Origin of the sequence: Streptomyces sp. NPDC020747, from assembly GCF_044334695.1 — a bacterium.
Classification (GTDB): Bacteria; Actinomycetota; Actinomycetes; order Streptomycetales; family Streptomycetaceae; genus Streptomyces.
Map to the genome: position 1 here is coordinate 134,093 of NZ_JBIRTJ010000008.1, position 19,156 is coordinate 153,248.

At 71.2% G+C, this 19,156-nt stretch carries 15 protein-coding genes; 4 read left to right on the forward strand and 11 right to left on the reverse strand.

What is annotated here, in order from left to right; translation table 11 throughout:
* Positions 1-466: 466 nt before the first annotated feature.
* Complete coding sequence (locus ACH4YP_RS22015; RefSeq protein ID WP_361065887.1) at positions 467-1,231, forward strand: enoyl-CoA hydratase/isomerase family protein; 765 nt, start codon at positions 467-469, stop codon at positions 1,229-1,231.
* 56 nt (positions 1,232-1,287) lie between these two features.
* Here ACH4YP_RS22015 and ACH4YP_RS22020 read toward each other — a convergent pair whose 3' ends face one another.
* Entirely contained in the window at positions 1,288-2,307 is a 1,020-nt protein-coding gene (locus tag ACH4YP_RS22020; protein ID WP_361065884.1) for a GNAT family N-acetyltransferase, read from the reverse strand.
* On the reverse strand, positions 2,304-3,098 hold the full coding sequence (locus tag ACH4YP_RS22025; RefSeq protein ID WP_361065882.1) for a phytanoyl-CoA dioxygenase family protein: 795 nt from the start codon (positions 3,096-3,098) through the stop codon (positions 2,304-2,306). Before ACH4YP_RS22025 ends, ACH4YP_RS22020 begins: the two co-directional genes overlap by 4 nt.
* Before the next feature lie 275 nt (positions 3,099-3,373).
* Here ACH4YP_RS22025 and ACH4YP_RS22030 point away from each other — a divergent pair, with 275 nt between their 5' ends.
* Positions 3,374-4,051: an HAD family phosphatase gene (locus ACH4YP_RS22030; protein WP_361065880.1), complete on the forward strand. Its 678-nt coding sequence runs from the start codon at positions 3,374-3,376 to the stop codon at positions 4,049-4,051.
* Positions 4,052-4,132: 81 nt separating this feature from the next.
* Here the strand turns inward: ACH4YP_RS22030 and ACH4YP_RS22035 are convergent, their stop codons facing one another.
* The 8 genes from ACH4YP_RS22035 to ACH4YP_RS22070 form a co-directional block, all read right to left on the reverse strand.
* The gene (locus ACH4YP_RS22035) at positions 4,133-5,539 is read right to left on the reverse strand and encodes a LysR family transcriptional regulator (RefSeq protein WP_398491941.1); all 1,407 of its coding nucleotides are present in this window, start codon (positions 5,537-5,539) and stop codon (positions 4,133-4,135) included.
* 149 nt (positions 5,540-5,688) lie between these two features.
* Entirely contained in the window at positions 5,689-7,152 is a 1,464-nt protein-coding gene (locus ACH4YP_RS22040; RefSeq protein ID WP_398491943.1) for an MFS transporter, read from the reverse strand.
* Positions 7,149-9,194: a cobalamin-dependent protein gene (locus tag ACH4YP_RS22045; protein ID WP_361065899.1), complete on the reverse strand. Its 2,046-nt coding sequence runs from the start codon at positions 9,192-9,194 to the stop codon at positions 7,149-7,151. The genes ACH4YP_RS22040 and ACH4YP_RS22045 overlap by 4 nt, the downstream gene beginning before the upstream one ends.
* A gap of 52 nt (positions 9,195-9,246) precedes the next feature.
* Positions 9,247-10,650: a B12-binding domain-containing radical SAM protein gene (locus ACH4YP_RS22050; protein ID WP_361065871.1), complete on the reverse strand. Its 1,404-nt coding sequence runs from the start codon at positions 10,648-10,650 to the stop codon at positions 9,247-9,249.
* A complete protein-coding gene (locus ACH4YP_RS22055) occupies positions 10,622-12,028 on the reverse strand; it encodes an asparagine synthase C-terminal domain-containing protein (RefSeq protein ID WP_361065868.1) in 1,407 nt (468 codons plus the stop codon). Before ACH4YP_RS22055 ends, ACH4YP_RS22050 begins: the two co-directional genes overlap by 29 nt.
* A gap of 1 nt (position 12,029) precedes the next feature.
* A complete protein-coding gene (locus ACH4YP_RS22060; protein ID WP_398491945.1) occupies positions 12,030-13,139 on the reverse strand; it encodes an AMP-binding protein in 1,110 nt (369 codons plus the stop codon).
* 38 nt (positions 13,140-13,177) lie between these two features.
* Positions 13,178-14,602, reverse strand: a complete 1,425-nt coding sequence (locus ACH4YP_RS22065; RefSeq protein ID WP_398491947.1) for an aldehyde dehydrogenase family protein — start codon at positions 14,600-14,602, stop codon at positions 13,178-13,180.
* A gap of 2 nt (positions 14,603-14,604) precedes the next feature.
* A complete protein-coding gene (locus ACH4YP_RS22070) occupies positions 14,605-16,053 on the reverse strand; it encodes a B12-binding domain-containing radical SAM protein (RefSeq protein WP_398491949.1) in 1,449 nt (482 codons plus the stop codon).
* Between the two features lie 392 nt (positions 16,054-16,445).
* Here ACH4YP_RS22070 and ACH4YP_RS22075 point away from each other — a divergent pair, with 392 nt between their 5' ends.
* Entirely contained in the window at positions 16,446-17,228 is a 783-nt protein-coding gene (locus ACH4YP_RS22075) for a phytanoyl-CoA dioxygenase family protein (protein ID WP_361065857.1), read from the forward strand.
* An 8-nt stretch (positions 17,229-17,236) separates the two neighbouring features.
* A complete protein-coding gene (locus ACH4YP_RS22080) occupies positions 17,237-18,085 on the forward strand; it encodes an enoyl-CoA hydratase/isomerase family protein (protein ID WP_361065854.1) in 849 nt (282 codons plus the stop codon).
* A 259-nt stretch (positions 18,086-18,344) separates the two neighbouring features.
* On the opposite strand, the gene ACH4YP_RS22085 is transcribed toward ACH4YP_RS22080, so the two are convergent.
* Positions 18,345-19,031, reverse strand: coding sequence for a CoA pyrophosphatase (locus tag ACH4YP_RS22085; RefSeq protein WP_361065851.1), 687 nt, complete (start codon positions 19,029-19,031; stop codon positions 18,345-18,347).
* Positions 19,032-19,156 lie beyond the last annotated feature (125 nt).

Consider the following 19,156-nt stretch of genomic DNA (forward strand, 5'->3'; position numbering starts at 1 on the left):
GTAAACACGCTGATCGCGGGTACTTCCCCGGCGGCGTAGCGGCCGCTGCCGAGCGGGTACCGGTACTCCGGGACCATCACGCCCCTGCGCATCAGCGTGTTGGGCTTCAGCCGCGGAGCGCCGAACAACTTCCAGAACTCCAAACCGTCCAACTCGCCGCCCGTGAAGCCCAAAGGGTCCAGACAGGCGAAGAACTCGCTGAGGCTCAGCACCTTCCGGTGTTCGTTCACTACATCCGACAGCATCGTCGACCCGCAACGGCCGGTGCCCAGGACGATGGTGAGTGGCGCCAAATTGTCGCTCCCTTCAGCGAGTTCGATTTCCCATCGATATCTCTCCGCCGGCTCTCTATTCGCTCTTCAGTAGGGCAGTTGCCCGGATTCGGCATTGCATGAATTCGGCCAATGGGGAAATGTCGACCGTGACCGAAGAGCATTTGGGCCGGCCTAGTGGAAAGAGTCCTGCGGTGAATCAAGAGTCCATAGCGTGTTCGAAGAACGACGACGGAGTCCTCCTCGCCGAGTTCACGGGCGCGCACGAGCAGAACCCCTTCAGCCGCGCCCGGATGCGCGAGCTCACCGCGCTGATGCGTGACATCGACGCGGACCACAAGGTGCGGTGCGTCGTGCTGTACGGCGGCGCGGGGCGCTCTTTCGGCGTGGGAGGCGACTTCAACGAGGTCTCGGCGTTCACCGGCGGCGACGAGGTGAACGGCTGGATCGACGACCTCACCGATCTGTACGGGACGATCGCGGGGATCTCCAAGCCGGTGGTCGCGGCGATCGACGGTTATGCCATCGGGGTCGGTCTGCAGATCGCCCTGAGCTGCGACTACCGGGTGGCCAGCGAGAACGCGCGGCTGGTGATGCCGGAGCTGCGGGTGGGCATCGCCTGCAACTTCGGCGGGTTCATGCTGCGTTACACAGTCGGCGCCACCGTCATGCAGCGCATGCTCTACACCTGCGAGGAGTGGCCCGCCGACCGGGCGCTGGCCGACGGGCTGCTGCACGAGGTACAGCCCGCGGACAAGACGCTGGACCGTGCGCTGGAACTGGCCCGTACCCTTGCCGGCTACACCCCGGAGGCGGTGCAGGGCACCAGGCCACGGGTCAACGCCCCCTTCGTGGAAGGGCTGGAGCGGGTCCGCACCGAGGCCAAGGAGTCGCACCGCAGGGCGTTCGCCGCGGGTGAGGCGCAGGTCCGGATGCGGCGCATCATCGGGAAGAGCTGACGGGACCGCCCTCGTGGAGCCGGTCCGCCGGCCGGCTCCTCAGGCCGGCGGGGTCCTCAGCCCCGGTCGGGGAGGGCCCCGGCGCGCGCCGGGGCGACGGTGCGCCGGAAGTCGTCGAAGCGCGACTCCACCCGCCAGCCGAGCCGCCGGTAGAGGGCGAGCGCGGGGGAGTTCGCGGTGTCGACGGTCAGCGCCATCGCGGTGCGGCCGCGACGCTGCGCCTCGTGCATCACCGACAGCAGCAGCAGACTCCCCAGACCCCGCTGCCGGGCTTGCGGCACGACACCGATCTGCCGTACGTACGCCGCGTTGCGGCTGTCCAGCATGCGGTCGGTGATGTTGGCGAAACCCACGGCGGTCCCGTCGGCCTCCAGCAGGGCGCACTGGGACGGATCGACCCCGGGGTCGGCCTTCCACCATCGCAGCCAGGTCTCGAACCCGTCTTCGCGTTTGCCGGCCTCCTCGGCGGAGAACGCGCTGTTCTTCACCGAGTGGAACGTGCGCAGGTCGCCCTCGCCCCGCAACGGGCGTACCACGGCGTCCGGCCGGACACCTGCCTGCGGGAGCGGGCCGTCCAGCGCGACCGCCATCCGGTAGTAGGCGTGCGGGGAGCCGAAGCCGCACGTGTCCAGTGCGGTGCGGGCGGCCTTCTCCTCCTCGGAGACGAAGCAGGACAGCTCCCCCTCACTCTCACCCTGCCCCTGCGCCTCGGCCCCGCCCTCGCCGGTCTCCCGGGCCCGCTCGGCCAGGATCTCGCCGCAGCGCCGCTCGGCGAAGGACAGCAGTTCGGCCCCATCGGCGGCGGTGCCGCGCGGCCCGAGGACCAGCTCCGCGGTCCACCCCGCCACCCCGGAGGAACTGCTCAGCAACAGGGCGCCCACGGCCTCGCCGTCCGCGCCCTGGAGGAGCCGGGCGTCACGGCGCGGATCCAGGCCCGGGGAGGCCAGCCGGCCCGCGATCCAGGACCGTGCCGTCTCCACCCTGCCCAGCGCGGCCAGATCGCGGTCACGAGCGAGCCGCCAGAGGGTGTCCGTGTGGGCGTGCGGGTCGATGGGGACCAGAGCGGGTACGGTCACCGCGTGCCGCCCACGGCGCCCCCGTCACGCCGGGGGAGCGAGTAGACGTACGAGACCGCACGGCGCTGGTCCTCGGTGCGGTTGGGGGACGAGGTGTGTGCGGTGAAGCCGCCGAACAGCACCGCCGATCCCGCCCGCCGGGGGAGCGTCACCGGGGTCAGGTCCGGCCAGAGCCTTTCGATGTCGAGCGTGGGTTCACGCGGCGAGGCGAAGAGGTCGTCCGGGTTGATGCCGTCGGGCTGGTGCAGTACCCGCCCACGGTGCGAGCCGGGCAGGAACTGCAGGCAGCCGTTGTCCTCGCGGGCGTCGTCCACCGCGATCCAGATGGTGTAGACGTCTTCGTACTTCTCGTAGAACTCGTCCTTGAGGAACAGCGCGTCCTGGTGCCAGGGCTTCTCCGAGCCGACCCGCGACGGCTTCGCCCACAGGAAGGTGTTGTAGAAGTCGCCGGCGAGGCCGTGCAGCGGCCGGACGACGCCCTCGTTGAGGTTGATCAGCTCGGGGATCGCGGCCAGCTCCGGAGAGTGCTCATGGGCTTGTCCCACGACCCGTACCTTGCCCGGGAGGCATTCCTTCCCGGCGGCGCGCGCGGCCCATCCGCCGCCCTCGCCCTCCGCCTCCAGCTGCCACCCGAAAGTGCTGTGGCGCATGTCCTCGGTCCGCCGTATCAGATCATCGCAGCCGCGGCCCATCAGATCGAGGGCTGATTCGGCTACCAGGTCGTCGAGCTGGATGACGCCGCGCTCCTCCAGTTCGCCGGCGAGGTCTGCGATCGACTGGCTGAGGCGCATCGGCTCCACCCTTCGGTACGCGCACGGACGTGCGGCCGTGAGAACCCTGTGTGTGACTCGACTATGAGCGGGCCGCCGGGGGACCGGCAACGGAACGGCCGCGGACGGTTCGGGGTACGCCTCAAATGGCATAGCACAGCGGGGCGTTGACACCGGTCGCGGCACTCGCGTCGCCTCTAGGGTGGGCATTCGTGCGTAAGCAGTCGTACGTGCGCAGTCGTGAGGGGGCCGCGGTCGGTGACAGCGGTGGTCGGTTACGCGGGCGGAGGAGTCGTATGGCGGGGGAAACGGGGTTCGCGTCCGCCTCGGCGGTGATCGTGGACTGGGGTGGCGTGCTGACGCAGCCCTTCGATGAGGCGATCGCGTTGTGGGCCGCCGCTGAGGGAGTGGACCCGGGGGAGTTCGGCGCGGTCCTGGGGCGTCTGCTCGGGCCGGACGCGAAGCCGGGCGGTGGGCCCAACCCGTTCCACCGGGTCGAGCGGGGTGACATGCCGGTGGCGGCCTTCGAGTCCGCGCTGGCCGCGCTGGTGCGGCGGACCGACGGAACGTCTCCCCCCGCCGACGGCCTGGTGCAGCGCATGTTCGCCCATTTCGCCATGGAACCGGCCATGGCCGGGCTGCTGCGCAGGGTGCGCGGCGCCGGGGTCCCGGTGGCGCTGCTGTCCAACTCGTGGGGCCACCGCTACGACCGCGACGGATGGGACGAGCTGTTCGACGCGGTGGTGATCTCCTGCGAGGTGGGGATGCGCAAGCCGGAGCCGGAGATCTTCCGGCACACCGCGCGGCAGTTGGACCGCCGGCCCGAGGAGTGCGTGTTCGTGGACGACCTGGGCCGCAATGTCCGCGCCGCGCGCGCCCTGGGGATGACCGCCGTGCACCACCGGACGGCGGCGGAGACCGCTGAGGCTCTCACACCCCTTCTGCGGGTCTCCGGCCGGACAGCCGCCCCCTGACGCGGCAGCGGCCGGCCGGGGTGGCGGGCTGCGCGCCGCCGGTGCTCAGCGCGCCGGCTCCTCCGGCGGGCAGTCGACGCGTCACCGGCCGGTCGCGGAAGCCACCGTCGCGCTGACCGGCCCCTTGCGCGGCTCGGCGGAGGCGGCGGTCCGATGGGCGGCCGGTGTGCCGGGTGCTGGCGGCGTCGTGTCCTGTCGCATGCGGCCCACCAGTTCGTCGAGCCGGCGCTCGGCCGGCCCGGTACAGTCCAGCAGCCGGCGGGCGGCGGCGGACAGTGATGTGCCGCGTGCCGTGCTGTACACCAGTGGCAGGCCGCAGCCCTTCTCCAGCCGGTGGATACGGCGGGTCAGCGCGGGCTGGGTGACCAGCAGCGCGTCGGCGGCGCGGTTGAGGCTGCCGATCCGGTCGATGGCCCGCAGCAGATGCAGGTGTTCCGCCTCGAAACGGTTGTCCGGCTCCTGCCCGGCCCAGTGGAGTTCGGAGAGGAGGACGGGCAGCAGCCCGGTGGCGGAGGACGGTAAGGGATCGGCCCGGGTGTACGCCGGTCCCCGTACGCCCTTGGTGAGCGACGGTGCGGCGGCCGAGGCGGCGTACGCCGGGTTGTGCTTCGCCGCCCGCTGGACATAGCCGTACCGCAGCCAGGCGCACAGCTCACGGGCGAGCGCCAGCGGGACGACGAGCGGATCCACGGCCAGCGAGAGCCGGCGTACCAGCTTCTGGCGCAACGGACGCAGCACCAGGCTCCGTTCGTGTTCCGGCTCCGCGGCGACGGGGGAGACCAGCGTGACGCCGTATCCGCGGCCGACCAGTTCCAGGGCCGCGCTCTGCGAACGGACCGTGAAGCTGACGCGGGGAGCCGGAGCCAGCAGGGAGAAGGCCCAACCCTGGTCGTCACCGGAGTCGCCGCCCACGGTGGCCACCCACTCCACGTCGGCGAGGTCGTGAAGGTCGAGCGTGTCCCGCCCGGTGAGCGGGTGATCCCTGGGAAGCGCGACCCACTGCGGTTCCTCGACGACGGTGTGGACCAGGGTCTCGCTGCGCTGCGTCCCCGGCCGGCGAGTCGTCTCCCAGCCGCAGGCGGCGTCGACCGCGTACCGCTCGAACCGCTGCCAGACATCGTGGCTGTCGCCCGGCACGACATCGAACACCACTTCGGGGAAACGATCCGTCAGATCGCGTCCCATGTCGTACGCCCACTCCGCGCCCACCGCGAACTGCACGACCGGCAGCCGCTCCTGTGTGTCGGCGTGGTGGTGGGCCGTGGCCATGGCGAAGTCGATCGTGCCCAGCAGCCGCCGTCCCGCGTGCCGCAGGGCGTGGCCGGCCTCGGTGAGCTCGGTTCCGGTGGAGCTGCGCGACACCAGCGGGGTACGCAGCCGCCGCTCCAGTTTGATCAGACGGCGGCTCGCGGACGACTGCGTCATCCGGCCGCCCCGTTCCACCGCGTGCAGGCTCCCGTGGTCGCGGACCGCCTGTAAAAGTGCCACATCCGAACGCCGCAGATCGAACATCCAGGACATCTCCCCGTGAGCCGAGCCGCCCCTGCCGCCGGGACAGGAGCGACGGTCCAGTCACACGTGACTGCGTTTTACCGTACGGACGGGCGGTCTTCGGCCGGTCTCCGCACGGGGTCCGGTCACGTGGTTGGCCGGATCGGGTCGGTGACTCGTCCGGAGGTGGCCGGAACCTCTGCCTCCGGCCGCCCGGCGGTACGCGGGAACGCCAGCGCCGCGGCGATCCCGGCGCCGGCCAGCACGGCCGCGCCCACGAAGACGGTCGTGTAGGAGGCGGCGGCAGGGTATCCCGGAGCGGTCGTCGTCACGGCCAGGACCATGAAGCTGACCTGTACTCCGAAGGAGCCCCCGAGGTTGCGCAGCACGCTGTTGATCCCGACCGTCACCGCCGTCGACCCGCTCGGCGAGGCGAGTGTGAGGAGCTCCGCCATGGCACCGCCCAGCAGTCCGGTCGCCAGCCCGGTCAGCGCGGTGCCCAGCGCGAGACCGGCAACGGTCCCCGGCAGGAAGGCGAATACGACGGGCGAGGCGGCGAACAGCACGGTGCTCGTGATCATCACGGCCCGCGGCGACATCCGGTCGTACTGCCGCAACCATCCGGACAGCAACCCGCCGGTCACGGCGGCGACCTGCATCGGCAGCATCACCACCACCAGGGTGGCGCCGTCGGCGGACAGCCCGTAGCCGGTGGAGCGGGGGGCGTCGGCGAGCCCCGGCGCGAGTATCCCCGTCTGGAACATCACCAGCCCGGTCAGCAGGCTCACCGCGTTGAGGGTCCAGATCGGGCGGCGGCCGAGCAGCCGGGTGTCGATCGCCGGCTGCGGCGACCGCCGCTCCACGTGTACGAGTGCCACGCAGCCCGCGGCCCCGGCCGCCAGCAGCACCGCCCCCAGGGCCGACCCGGGCCCCTCCCGGCCGTAGTGGGTCAGCGCCAGCAGCAGAAAGGCGCTGACCGCGCTCAGCAGCAGCAGTCCGGGCACGTCCACCCGGGTCCCGGTGCGGCGCGGGGTCTCGGGCAGCACCAGCGCACCCACTACCAGCAGGACGACCGCCAGCACGCCGGCGGTCACGAACAGCCCCTGGAACGCGGCGGCGCCGTCGCCGAACACGCCGACCAGCAGGATGCCGACGCCGCCCCCCGTCCCGAAGGCCGCGGACAGCACGCCGGAGGGCCCGGCCAGCGACTGCCCCGGGAATCCCTCCCGCAACAGGCCGATGGCGAGCGGGAAGAGGCCGGCCGCGATGCCCTGCACCAGCCGTGCGACGAGCAGGACGGTGAACGACTGGGCGACGGCAGCCACCGTCGCCGACACCGCGACGACGGCCAGTACCCAGAACAGCACCACACGCCGGCCGTACAGGTCCCCGAGGCGTCCCACCACCGGAGTGGCGACACACCCCACCAGCAGGTGGCCTGAAACGATCCACGCCGCGTCCGTGCCGGAGACCCCGAAGGCGTGCTGGATCTGCGGCAGCAGCGTGGCGACACCGAGCTGAAGCAGGGCGAAGAGCCCGCAGGCCCCCGCGAGTACGCCCAGTGCCGCACGACGCGCGGTGGACGGCGTGCGGCCCCGGGCGGTGCTCACCACTGTTCGCTGACTACCGGTTCTGCCAGCGACGTGACTTCGGCGGACTCGAAGCGGTGGCAGTAGTGGCCCATGCGCGACACCGGATAGCTGGTGCCGATCGCCGCCATCGTGAACGCCTTGAGGTCACCGGGCACCGGCCGGTAGCGGCCGTTCGCCCCGAAGCTCTGGTCGCCGTAGGCGACCCGGACCCGGCGCGGTTCCAGCGGGCGGCCGACGAAGTAGCCGAGCCAGTCGTGGGCGTACTCGACGGTCTTGCCCTTCTCGGGGGCGTAGTCCGGGCGCAGCATGACGTCCCGCTGGAATTGGAGCATGTCCTCCAGGCGGGCGTCACGGTCGGGATGCAGGTCCAGCGTGGCGAGGAACTCGCGCAGTTCGGCGTGGAACCGGTCGAAGTCGGTGGCGATGCGCAGCCAGCCCCAGTTGTCGAGGGTCCAGCCCCGGCGCCTGCCGTACGGGGCCAGGTCGGCGGCCATGTCCGGCTGACTGGCCACCAGGTTGGCCAGCGGCAGGGTGGGGATGTCGATGTAGTCGTGGTAGAGGCTGCGCATCCGCAGGTACAGCGACCCCAGGACACTGTCCGGACGGGCGCTGAAGTAGTTCTGCAGCCCCTCGTAGAAGCGGGTGTAGCCGATTCCGTGCTCCTGGCGGAGGAAGATCGACAGATACCGGGTGTAGCAGCCGTTGTGCAGGAACTGCACCGCCTGGATGAAGCTGAAGCACTCCACCCAGGCGTCCCGGGGCATGGAGTTGGTCTCCATCACCATGTTCACGGTCTCGGCCTCGTCGTCGGGCGTGCCGGGGCGCTCCACGTACATCCGCTTCGGGACGGTGCGCAGCCCGTACCCGGCGACCTTCTCCGGGGTGTTGAGCGGCGCGTTGGGGAGCATGCACAGCTCGTAGACCCTCAGGTCCTCGTGATTGCCCGCCTCCAGCAGCGAGCCAATACCGTCGCGGAACGAGCGCCCGGTCTCCAGGGGCAGGCCCAGGATCAGCTCGGTGTAGGTGTGGATGTTCTCCGCCGCGTACCGCTGCTGGAGCTTGCGGTAGTTGTCCAGGCCGATGTTCTTGCGGTCGATGGCCTCCAGGACGTCCATGTCGGTGCTCTGCATCGACAGTGTGGTGCCCATCAGCAGGTCGGCGTCGTGCCAGGTCTTGCTGATGTCGAAGACCCGGTCGTTGGAGTTCTTGGCGAAGTTGACCCGGACCTGCTTCGGGGCCCCCATCTCCGCCCGGGCCTCAGCCAGGGCGTGCGCGATCTCCAGGTCGCGCGGCATGATGCCGAAGTTGGCGTCACAGATGAACAGGTCTTCCACGTCGTGGCGGGCGAACCAGTCGATCTCGTCCTGCAGCCGTTCGTCCTCGAACTTCCGCAGCGCGCTCATCGTCGCCGAGCCCCAGTCGCAGAAGGCACAGGAGTACGGGCAGCCCCGGTTGGTCTCCCACAGGGCGTAGAAGCGCAGCCCCCGCTCCCGGCAGGTGGCCACGGCCCCGTCCATCACCCCCAGCAGATACGGGCTCGGCGTGTCGATCAGGCGCGGCAGCCGCTTGGCCTTCGGCCCGGCCACGGCTTCGGCGCCGCGGCGCACGGAGACGCCCGGCACGGCGGTGTAGTCCGGACGGTCGGCCAGGCGCTCCGCCAAGAGCCCCCGGAACGCCACCTCGCCCTCGCCGTGCGCCAGCACGTCCACATACGGGTGCTCGGCGAAGAAGTCCCCTGGCCGGTCGGGGACATGGGGCCCGCCGGCCACCACCAGCACGTTCGGGTAACGCTCCTTGACCAGCTTCGCCACCTTCATCTGGCGGCGGAAGTTCCACACGTAACAGGACAGGGCCAGGACGTCGGGCTCGGTGATGCCGTCCGCCATCTCCTGGACTGGCGCGACGAGGAAGACGGGTTCCTGGAAGTCGTAGGCGGCGGCGATCCGTTGGTCCTGCTCCGCGTAGGTACGCAGTAGACCGGCCACCAGGGGGAGGAAGGGAAACGCGTTGAGGCCGATGAAGTACACCTTGCGGCCGCGGCTGGCGAGTTCGGCGGGCATGCTGGTCACGGCTCCTCGGTGTCGGACGGTTCTCGGCGTGGGCACCGGTCGGTCATCCTGTGCTCGGGACCGGATCGGGCTCCCTGGGGAGCGACCAGTTGGCGCCGCCGCGGACAGCCCGGAGCATCTCGTCGAAGGCGCTGTCGTCGGAGTAGTAGAAGACCGACGGGTCGGCGCCGGAGGTGACGCCGGGCGTGGCGCGGGCGCTCGCCCCCGCCAGCAGGTCGGCGAGCCGGTTGTAGAAGCTCTCCAGCGGCAGCCGGGTGGGGAACAGGGTGTGGTAGCAGTCGAACAGCTCGGGGTCGTCGCTGATCAGGTCGGCCCGGCTCTCGTCGTACAGATCCGTACCCGGCAGCGGTGTCAGCACCGAGAAGCTCGGCATGTCGACCTGCAGTTCCTCCACGGTACGGCCGAGCTGGGCGAAGTCCTCGTCCAGCCAGTTGGGCTGGACGATGAAGTTGGCCCGCACCTTCACCCCGTTGGCGTGGAAGAGGTCCAGCGCCCGCCGGGTCTGGCCGGGGTCGGTGCCCTTGCGGTAGCCCGACAGTTCCTCGTCGGTCATCGACTCCGCGCCGACCAGCACCGAGTCCAGGCCGATCTCGGCCCAGCGCGCCATCACGTCGGGCCGACGCAGCGCGGTGTCGGTCCGTACGTACATGTGGAACCGCTTGCGGAACCCGGCCTTGTCGATGGCGTCCGCCAGCTCCAGCATCCGCCCGGACTGGATGAACGCCTCGTCGTCCACCACGTACAGGTTCTCGCCTTCGATGTCGGCGATCTCGGCGAGGACCCGGTCGATGTCCTTCACCAGGTAGCGGCGGTCCGTCATCCGCCACAGCGAACAGAACTTGCAGGTGTACGGACAGCCGGCGGTGAACCGGATCAGCGACACCGGACGGTAGACGGAGTGGAAGTAGTCCCCGCGGTGGTGGGCGAGCAGTGAACGGTCGGGCATCGGCAGGTCGTTGAGCGCCGCCGGCTTGGGACGGCGGTCCCGTTCCAGGCCGGTGCGCGCGTCGTACGGGGCGAGCCCCTGCACCGGCGAGGGAGTGCGGCCCGATTCCAGTTCGGCCGCCAGATGACTGAGCGCCGCGCCGCCCTCACCGGCCACGATCCAGTCGGCGGCGAAACCGTTCAGCCACTCCGCCGACACCGTCGGATGGTGGCCGCCCAGCACGATCGGGACGTCGGGCCACAACCGCCGCGCCTCCCGGCTCACCTCCCGGGAGACCTGCACGCTGGTGGTGTACGGGATGGCCACGCCGACCAGGTCGGGTGGTTCGTGCGTGAGCGCGTACTGCTCCAGCGGCGGATCCAGCCGCAGGTCATGGATGGTCACGTCGTGGTCGCCGCGCAGCGCGCCGCCGAGGTACTCCAGCGGCAGCGGTTCGCACAGGCTCAGCCGGTCGCTGAGGAGGGCACGTTCGTTACGAGGCCACACCAGCAAGACCCTCATCAGATCCCTCCCTGTCGTTGGTCCCGGTCTTCGTCCCGGCGCCCCGCGCCGCTGGCCCGCCGTCGCAGAAGACGGAGGCCGCGATCGCCTGCAGCCGCTCCGCCTGGGTGCGCCGGTCGTCACTGCCGAGAGCGGCGGCGAACATCCGGCTCATGGCGGTGCCCTCGTGGATGCCGCGCTTGGGCCGCCAGGCGACCTCCTCCGGCAGGACCTCGGCTGCGGCGCTGCGCAGCACCCACTTCGCCGTGCCGCCCCGGGCCTTCAGCCGCCCGCGGATGCCCAGCGCCGCCGCCATCACGTCGCGCGACCAGTAGGGGTAGCGGACGACGGTGTCGCGGGCGTCGGCGAAGGCGGGGCTGAATTCGTTGCTCCGGGAGGTCGCGGCGGTCTGGGCGACCACCGCCCGCTCGATGTCCTCCTCGCCGCCGCTGCCGCCGAGCCCGGCGAACACCAGGTCGGCGCCGTAGCCGGAGAGCAGCACCTGACGGCCGCCGGTGGTCGTGCGGTTGAGCAGGAAGCAGGCCGGCGCGGCGATCTGCAGCGTGAGCAGGTCCCAGGTCTCCATCGCGCGGATCATGCCGGGCAGCAGCTCCGCCAGCTGGTCCGGGCCGAACAGCAGCTCCTGGTGTTTGCTGCCCAGGCGCTCCGCGAACCACGCCGCCTGCTCGAACTCGTCGCCGAACGGCGTGCCCACGGTGTACGTACGCAGGTCCGCCCCGGAGGTCTCCCGCGCCGCCAGCGCCGCGACCGTGGAGGAGTCCACCCCGCCGCTGAGCATGACTCCGACCTCGTCCAGACCGGAGGCCAGCCGCGCCACCGATGTGCGCAGCGCCTCCCGCACGGTGTCCACCGCGTTCTGAGGGTCGGTCATCTCCGGCTTGTCCGGCAGCCTCTGCAGCCGCCGCAGGGAGACCGGTTCGGTGCCGTACGCGTCCACCACCAGCGTCACCGCGCTGTTCGCCGGGATCGCCGTCACCCCCGCGAACCGGCCGCCGGGCAGCAGCGCCTGCTCCGCGCTGCCGAGCACCGGGGGCGAGGGCAGCAGCGGCAGCATCGCTCCGGCCGAGGTGGCGATCAGCAGCGTGTCGTCGGCGGCGCGCGCGTAGTGCAGCGGGCAGGTGGCGCCGATGTCGCTCCACAGCGTGGCCCGGCCGCTGCGCACCAGCACCGCGCAGTAGCGGGCGTGACTCCGGGCGGTCCAGGCCAGCAGCTCGTCGAGCGGGGCGTGCTCCGGCGGGCTCTCCTCGACCAGCCGGTCTCCGTGCACGACCAGCGCGTCCGCGCCGTGACGCAGCACCAGGGTGCTCAGGCCGCGGCCCGTACCCAGGGATTCGAACTCCACCGAGCCCGAGTGGCAGCGCAGCAGGAAACCGGACATGTCAGTACACCCCTTCGACGCGGTGGCCCTCGGTGAACTCCGGGGAGTACGGATCACCCAGCCAGGGCCAGGGATAGAGCTCGGCGGCCACCCCGTACGGGCGAACCCGGCGTGCCCGGTCCCGCTCCCAGAACCCGGGCACCAGCGCGTCGTCGGTCAGCCGCCACACCCGCACCCGGCCTTCCTCGCCGAACGCCACCTCGGCACCGTGCTCGTCGACGACGTCCAGCGCGATGTGCGGCTGGCAGGGCACGTAGACCACCCTGTGGTCGTCCGCCGCCTCGAACGGCTTCTGCCAGCTGATACCGGTGGTCGAGGTGCCGTACATGCCGACCACCGGCACGCCGGGGAAGAATTCCTCGCGCAGCTGGCGGTGGGAGTCGGGGTCCATGGTGGTACCGGCGTGCACGATGGCCCGTACGCCGGACAGCGCCTCGGTGCCCAGCCGCTCGGGCAGCATGTCCAGCAGCCGTGAGGTGCAGAAGACCACCCCGATGTCCTGCGCCCGTACCACTTCCGCCACCTGGTCCCAGATGTGCCGCACGTACCGGTCGTACGCCGCCGTCATGCCCTCCTCGCCGAAGATCTTCACGATCCGCGGGTCGAGGTCGACCGAGAAGCACATCCCGCCGCGGCGCTCCGCGAAGGCGACGACGAGTCTGCCGGTGGTGTGCGGCCCCATCGGGCCGATGAACAGCCAGTTGCTGTCGCGCGGCACGCCGTGCAGGTCCAGGAACTCGTCGGAGAAGTCCAGGATGTCGGCCCAGTAGCGGGCGCCCCAGGTGCCGTGCTTGGCCGGGCCGGTGGTGCCGCCGGTCTGGGCGGCCCACAGCGGGCCGCCCGTGCCCAGCACCGAACGGGGGACGAAGGTCTCCAGCGGGGCCCGCCGCGAGGCCTCCTCGAAGTGCCTCTGGTCGGCGCCGTCCTTCAGCGCGATCAGGGCGACGGCGTCCTGCAGACTCTGGACCTTCTCCAGGGCGTTGGTGCCCTGCCGCCGGTCGCGCTCCAGCCAGTAGGGGGTGCCGTCCCGGGGGGCGAAGTGGAGGCGAACGGTCCGGCGAACGTCGTCATCGGTGATCGGACGGAGTTTCGACTCGCTCGGACTTCGCATGGCGGATCCCTCTCGTCCGGTGCTGTTCCTGCTGCCGGTCATGCGCCGGTGCCCGGCAGAACGGCCTTCTTCTTGAACAGGAAGTCGGCCAGATAGCCCTCATGCGGGTCGCACGGGTCGTAACCGCGGTCGAACTCCTCACCACCGAAGACCTTGTCGACGCCCGGTTCCTCGGCGAGCGCCCGCACCAGTGCGCCGGCCTCGCCGAGGACGGACACGATCAGCGACCCCGCGCAGGCGGCGACGGCCTTCGACCGGGGAACATGAGCCACCGCGGTGAACGGGAACGGCAGTTCCGTCCCGAAGAGCGGAGACCCGGCGTCGAGCAGCAGCACCGTGGGGCGCAGATAGGCCGTCCCGTCGAGATCCACCCGCAGGGGCACACCGGTGGCGGCCTCGGTGACGTCGACCGCTCCGGCCGCGATCTCCCGCTCGATCCGCGTCGCCAGCGCGTCCCGCACCGCGCGGTCCGGGAAGGCGGGCACCGCCGCCGCCGGGTCGTCCAGGGGCAGCACCGGACGGGCGGCGAACTCCCGCGCCAGCAGGCCGGCGGCCTCCTCGGCGTCGCCGAGGACGACAAGGGAGCTGATGTTGGTGCACAGCCGCCCGCAGCCGGCGAACGCCTCCCGGGCCAGCCGCTGCCAGGCGTCCTCCGGCGGAGCATCGCCGACGACGGCCCGACTGCGGCCGTAGTGATACGTCTTGACCTTCCCCGGCGGCAGGTCGGCGGGCACCTCCTCACCCGGCCACAGCACCTGGTCCGCCAGCCGCCGCAGGGCCGGCGCGTCGCCGTGCACCAGCGACACCGCGTGATCCGGCAGCCCGGCGGCGTACAGCGCCTCGGTGAGCAGTACGGCGGTGAAGGGGTCCCGGGCCGAGGTGCTCAGCAGCACCGGGCGGCGGGCGGCCAGCGCCTGGAGCCACTCGATGTTGATGGTCGGGAAGTTGTCGGGCACCCGCACGTGCACGGACCGCCCCGCGGGCCGCCAGGACCACCGGGGGTTGCCGCCGCCCGTCCGGTACGCCGCGACGGTCCCGTCCGGGGACTGCGCGGCGAGGATCTCCTCCATGCTCCCCAGGTCGTCCGCCACGGTACGGATCCCGCGCGCCGCCCGCCGCACAGGCAGGCCACTCGCTGCGGACAGCGCCCGCAGCCACGGGTCGAGCTCCCCGGTGTCCAGCCGCGCGGTGAGCCGCTCGGCGGCGCGGCGCAGCAGCCCGAACCAGGCGTCGTCGTCCGTCCCGCGCAGCAGGCGGGCCGTCTTCTCGGCCTCCTCCGCCATCCGGAACTGCACCAGGCGGCCCGCGGCGCCCAGCCGGGCCACTGGACGCCCGGCACCGTCGTGCAGCGCCTGCGGCCGGCTGGACATCACCGGGCGGGGGCCGGAGTAGGCCGGGACGTCCAGCGGACCGGCGGGTTCCGGGGCGGCCGGGACGGCTCGCTCGGCTCCCGTCGTGAGCATCGTCACTGGACCTCCGGGACCAGGGCTGCGGGCTCCTTGGCCATCGGCGCGCCACCGTCCATCAGGCCCAGGCGCGTCTGCACGGTGTTCAGGTTGGCCAGGAACGCGATGCGCTTGTACTGGCCCTGACTGCGGGTCGGGGTCATGTCGTCGTAGAGCTTCCACAGCTCGTCGCTGGAGGCCCCGGGGCTGGAGGTCACCGGGATGTGACCGGTGTAGCAGTCGGTGTCGGTGGTCTCGACGGTGAACTCCACGCGCTTCGCCATGTCCTTTTCCAGGTCGGCGTGGAAGGGCACGAAGAAGCAGGGGGACACGATGTCGTGGGGGTTGCCGCCGAGCCTTGCCTGGAGCCAGGTGATGGTCGAGCGCATCGCCTCGTCGGTCTCGCCCGGGATACCGAGGATCATCGTGGCCTGCGTGCCGATCCCGGACTTGCCCAGGGAGTCCAGTGCCCGCTCGGTGACCGCCACCTTGACCGGCCGGCCCAGGCGCTTGAGGAGCGTCCAGTCGAGCGTCTCCACGCCCACCAGCAGGCGGAAGCAGCCGGACTTGCGCAGCATGCGCGCCATTTCGTCGTCGATCAGGTCCGGGCGGGCCTTGGCCTCCCACTCGAACTTGCCCTGCAGGCCGGACTCCTCGATGGCCTGGCACAGCTCCTGCATGCGCGGGACGTCCTCGACGAAGTCGTCGTCCTCGATCCGGATCCGGTCGAACCCGTGCCCCTCGACGAGTTCACGGATCTCCTCCATGACGCGCGTCGCGCTGTGCCGGCGCTGGCCGACTCCCCACTGGTGCTTGGAGTAGCAGTAGGCGCACGCGTACGAACAGCCGCGGGCCGTGACGACGTTGCCGGCCCGGCCGCGGGAGATCGTCCGGTAGAGCTCCATGTCGGCCAGGTCCCTGGCCGGCTTGGGCAGCTTGTCCAGGCGCATCACCTGCGGGGCGGCGGGCGTCTCGACGACCTCCCCGTCGTCGTCGCGGAAGACGATGCCGCGTACCTTGCGCAGGTTCTTCCGGCCGTTGTTGCCGAACTCGTGGACCAGGTGCGAGAAGGTCACCTCGCCCTCGCCCTTGACGACGACATCGGCGGCACCGTCCTCGACCAGCTGCCGGGCCAGCGGCGTGGCGCCGACACCGCCCAGCACGGTCAGGGCCCGCGGGTGGTGGTGCCTGACCTCGGACGCGAGCTTGATGCCGTTCTTGAGACTGGAGGTCAGCACCTGGATGCCGACGACGTCCGGGGTGAAGCCCCGCAGGGGTTCGTTCGGCGTGGCGAGCGGCCTCTCCAGGACGAAGAGCTGATCGTCGATGAAGTGGACGTCGGTGCCCGCGGTGTCGTGGAAGGTACCCTCCCGCAGCACGGCCGCCAGGGACAGCAGCCCCAGCTGCGGTGCTGAGATCGACTCTCCGGAAAAGGACGACCGGCGAGCGTTCACGAGAAGAACTTGCATGCTTGTCTGCCTCCTGCGAGTGGACAGTCCTCAGGCGCGGCCCGGCTGACCGCCCGCAGCCTGTGTGCACACGGGTTCCGTGGCTGGGGAACGTGCTGCGCGGTGCTTGCCCGCGTGTCACAAGGTGGGCCTGGTCTGGTCGTCAGCGGGTGATCGTGGGGGTCGGAGGGAACGTGGTCCCCAGCCCAACATGGGCCCGCTTCGCCGTCCAATGCCATTTCCGGGTCGCGCCCGCTCTGCCGTGGCATGGGCGGGTTCCGCAGCCTCCGGCCATGCCGGGAACGCATCACGGCGATGCGTCAAGGGCTTCTGTGCCGGGAGCCGGCTCTGTGGCAGCATCGCTGCGGAGCTCAGCAGATCAACTGCCCCGCACTCGCTCGGGAGAGGTACTGATGACGGCTTTGCACCGACCGGCCGACGCGGCGGGCGTCGCGACGACCGTGGCGTCCGACCCGGCGGCCGAACGCGAGATCTTCGAGCGCGACGGAGTGGTGCGATGGGACGACGTACTGACGCCCTCTCAGGTGATCGAGCTGCGCCAGTCCATGGAGAACGTGTTCAATCGGGAAGGTGTCCCCACCGAGGGCGTTCTCGACCTTTCCGAAACAAAGGCCCGGCCGAACGACCTGGCGCTGCTTCAGAAGATCGGCATCTGGGAGTCCGACCCGGTCTGTGAGAAGCAGATACGCCGTCCCGACCTGGTGCGCCGGGTGGAGGCACTGCTCGGCGGGCCGGTACGGCTCTTCCGCGACCACTCCTTCTACAAGCCGGCCGGCAAGGGCGAGCGCAGCCGCCTGGTCCTGCACCAGGACAACCGGTACTGGCACCTGGACCCGCCGGACGCCATCACCATCTGGATGGCTCTGGACGACGCCACGACGGAGAACGGCTGCGTGCACTACGTGAAAGGCAGCCACCGCCTGGGCCGGGTGGAGCATGTCCGTCCGGAGGAGGGCGCGGTCCTGGTCGAGGCCCTCACCGACCAGGAACCGGTGCCCTGTCCGGTGCCCGCGGGCAGTGCCCTGGTCCACAGCATCAACACCCTGCACGGCTCGGGGCCCAATCTCACCGACGGGCCCCGCCGCGCCTATTCCCTGGTCTTCGTACGGGACTACGTCACGGCCCGCGGCCGGCCGATGACCGACTACCCGCTCGCCGCCGACCTGGTCCGCTGAGGCGCCCGATGACCACTTCCGTGTCAGCGGATCCGGCCGGGCTGGAGCCCGGCGCGTACGAGACGATCCTGCTGGAACGCTCCGACGGCATCGCCTGGGTCACCCTCAACCGGCCCGAGAAGCTCAACGCCCACAACGAGCAGATGCACAACGAGCTCCTCGACGCCTTCGCCCGGGTCGCGGACGACGGTACGACCCGGGTGCTCGTCCTCACCGGCGCCGGGGACCAGGCCTTCTGCATCGGCAGCGACTTGGGGTTCCTGGGAGAGGTACTGGCCGGGGACAAGGGCGACACCGAGCTGTACTCCGTCTATCTGGCGCGGATGAACCGGGTGGCGTTCGCTTTGGAGCGGCTGCCCATGCCGACCATCGCCATGGTGCAGGCCAAGGCCCGCGCTGGCGGCTTCGAGTGGGTCACGGCCTGCGATCTGGTGCTGATCGCGGAGGAAGCCAGGATCGGTGACGTCCATACGCCCTACGGCCATATGCCGGGCGCCGGGGCCACCCATCGCACGGTCCGCAAGATGGGTCTGCAGCCCGCGATGGAACTCCTCCTGACCGGCCGCTGGCTGTCGGCGGCCGAAGCGGTCGAGAAGGGCCTGGCCCTGCGTGCGGTACCACGGGACCGGCTGCGTGAGGAGACCGCCGCACTCGCCCGCACGCTGGCCGGGATGCCGGGCGACTGCCTGCGCCATCTGAAGGCGGCCGTCATGGGCGGTCTCGGCGGCACCGTGGAGGAGGCCGTCGCGGTGGAGACACGCGAGTACCTGGCTCTGATGAGCGGCTCCTCCGGCCCGGTGGACGGTTTCCGCGAGGGCCAGCGCGACCGCGCGGCCCGGCGTGACGCATCGGACTGACACGCCGGCTCGGGAAGGGACGTGTCGGAGCCCTGCCCGCAGGAGTCGAACGCAACCAGCCCGTATCGAGGCCGCCTTACATGCCACGGTGCCGGAGGGGTCGTGTCGGGGTGCTCCCCGCAGGGTGTTGAACGCAACCGGCCCGAACAAGTCCCAGTACCCAAGTGTTCGGCACCCGAGGAGACGCCCCGCCACGGCACCGCCCCTCACGGGCGCTGGCCGAGCGACGCCACCGCTTTGCCGGGCCGGCCGGGCCGGTTCAGTGCGGGAGGCCGCCCCCGTAGCGGCGCTTCGCCTCGGACAGCTCCTCCACCCGGCCCGTGTCCCAGGCGCGCTCCCACCCCGCCAGCCGCAGCAGCCACGCGACGAGACTGGCGGTGAAGCCCCAGACGAACAGGTTCCCGGCCAGAAAGCCGGGCCCTACGTATCCGGCAGGAAAACGCAGCCGCAGCCGGCCCGCCGGATCGGCGAGATCCCGGACCGGCACCCGATGCACCGAGACGATCTCGTCGCCGTCGCCCGCCAGGTCGCCGCCGCCGTCCCACCAGCCGAGCACCGGAGTGACCGAGAACCCGCTCCAGGCGACGTACAGCGGGCGCAGTGAAGTGACGACACGGACAGCGGCCGGGGCGAGGCCGGTCTCCTCCGACGTCTCGCGGAGGGCGGTGTGCACCGCGTCGCGGTCGTCCGGGCGGGCCGACCCGCCGGGGAAACACACTTGGCCGGGGTGGTCGCGCAGCGCGCCGGAGCGCTGGAGGAACAGCAGATCCGGGCCACGGTCCCCGGCTGAGAAGAGCACCATGACGGCGGAGGCCCGGTCCCTGGCCGGTTCCGGGAAAGCGTAGCGCTCCAGCTCCGGAGCGCTGTCCCGACCGGCTCGCCGGCCCATGTCGGCCAGCCAGGACGGCACTTGGGGCCCGTGCGGATGTGCCTGGTCGAGAGCCACGGCCGCAAGCGTAGGCGAGCCGCCGTTTCCCGGCGCCCGCCTCGACCGGCATTGGCGGGAAACGGCTGTGCCCTTTGCGACACACCGCGATGCGTCGCAGGCATCGTGACGGATGGTGAAAGACG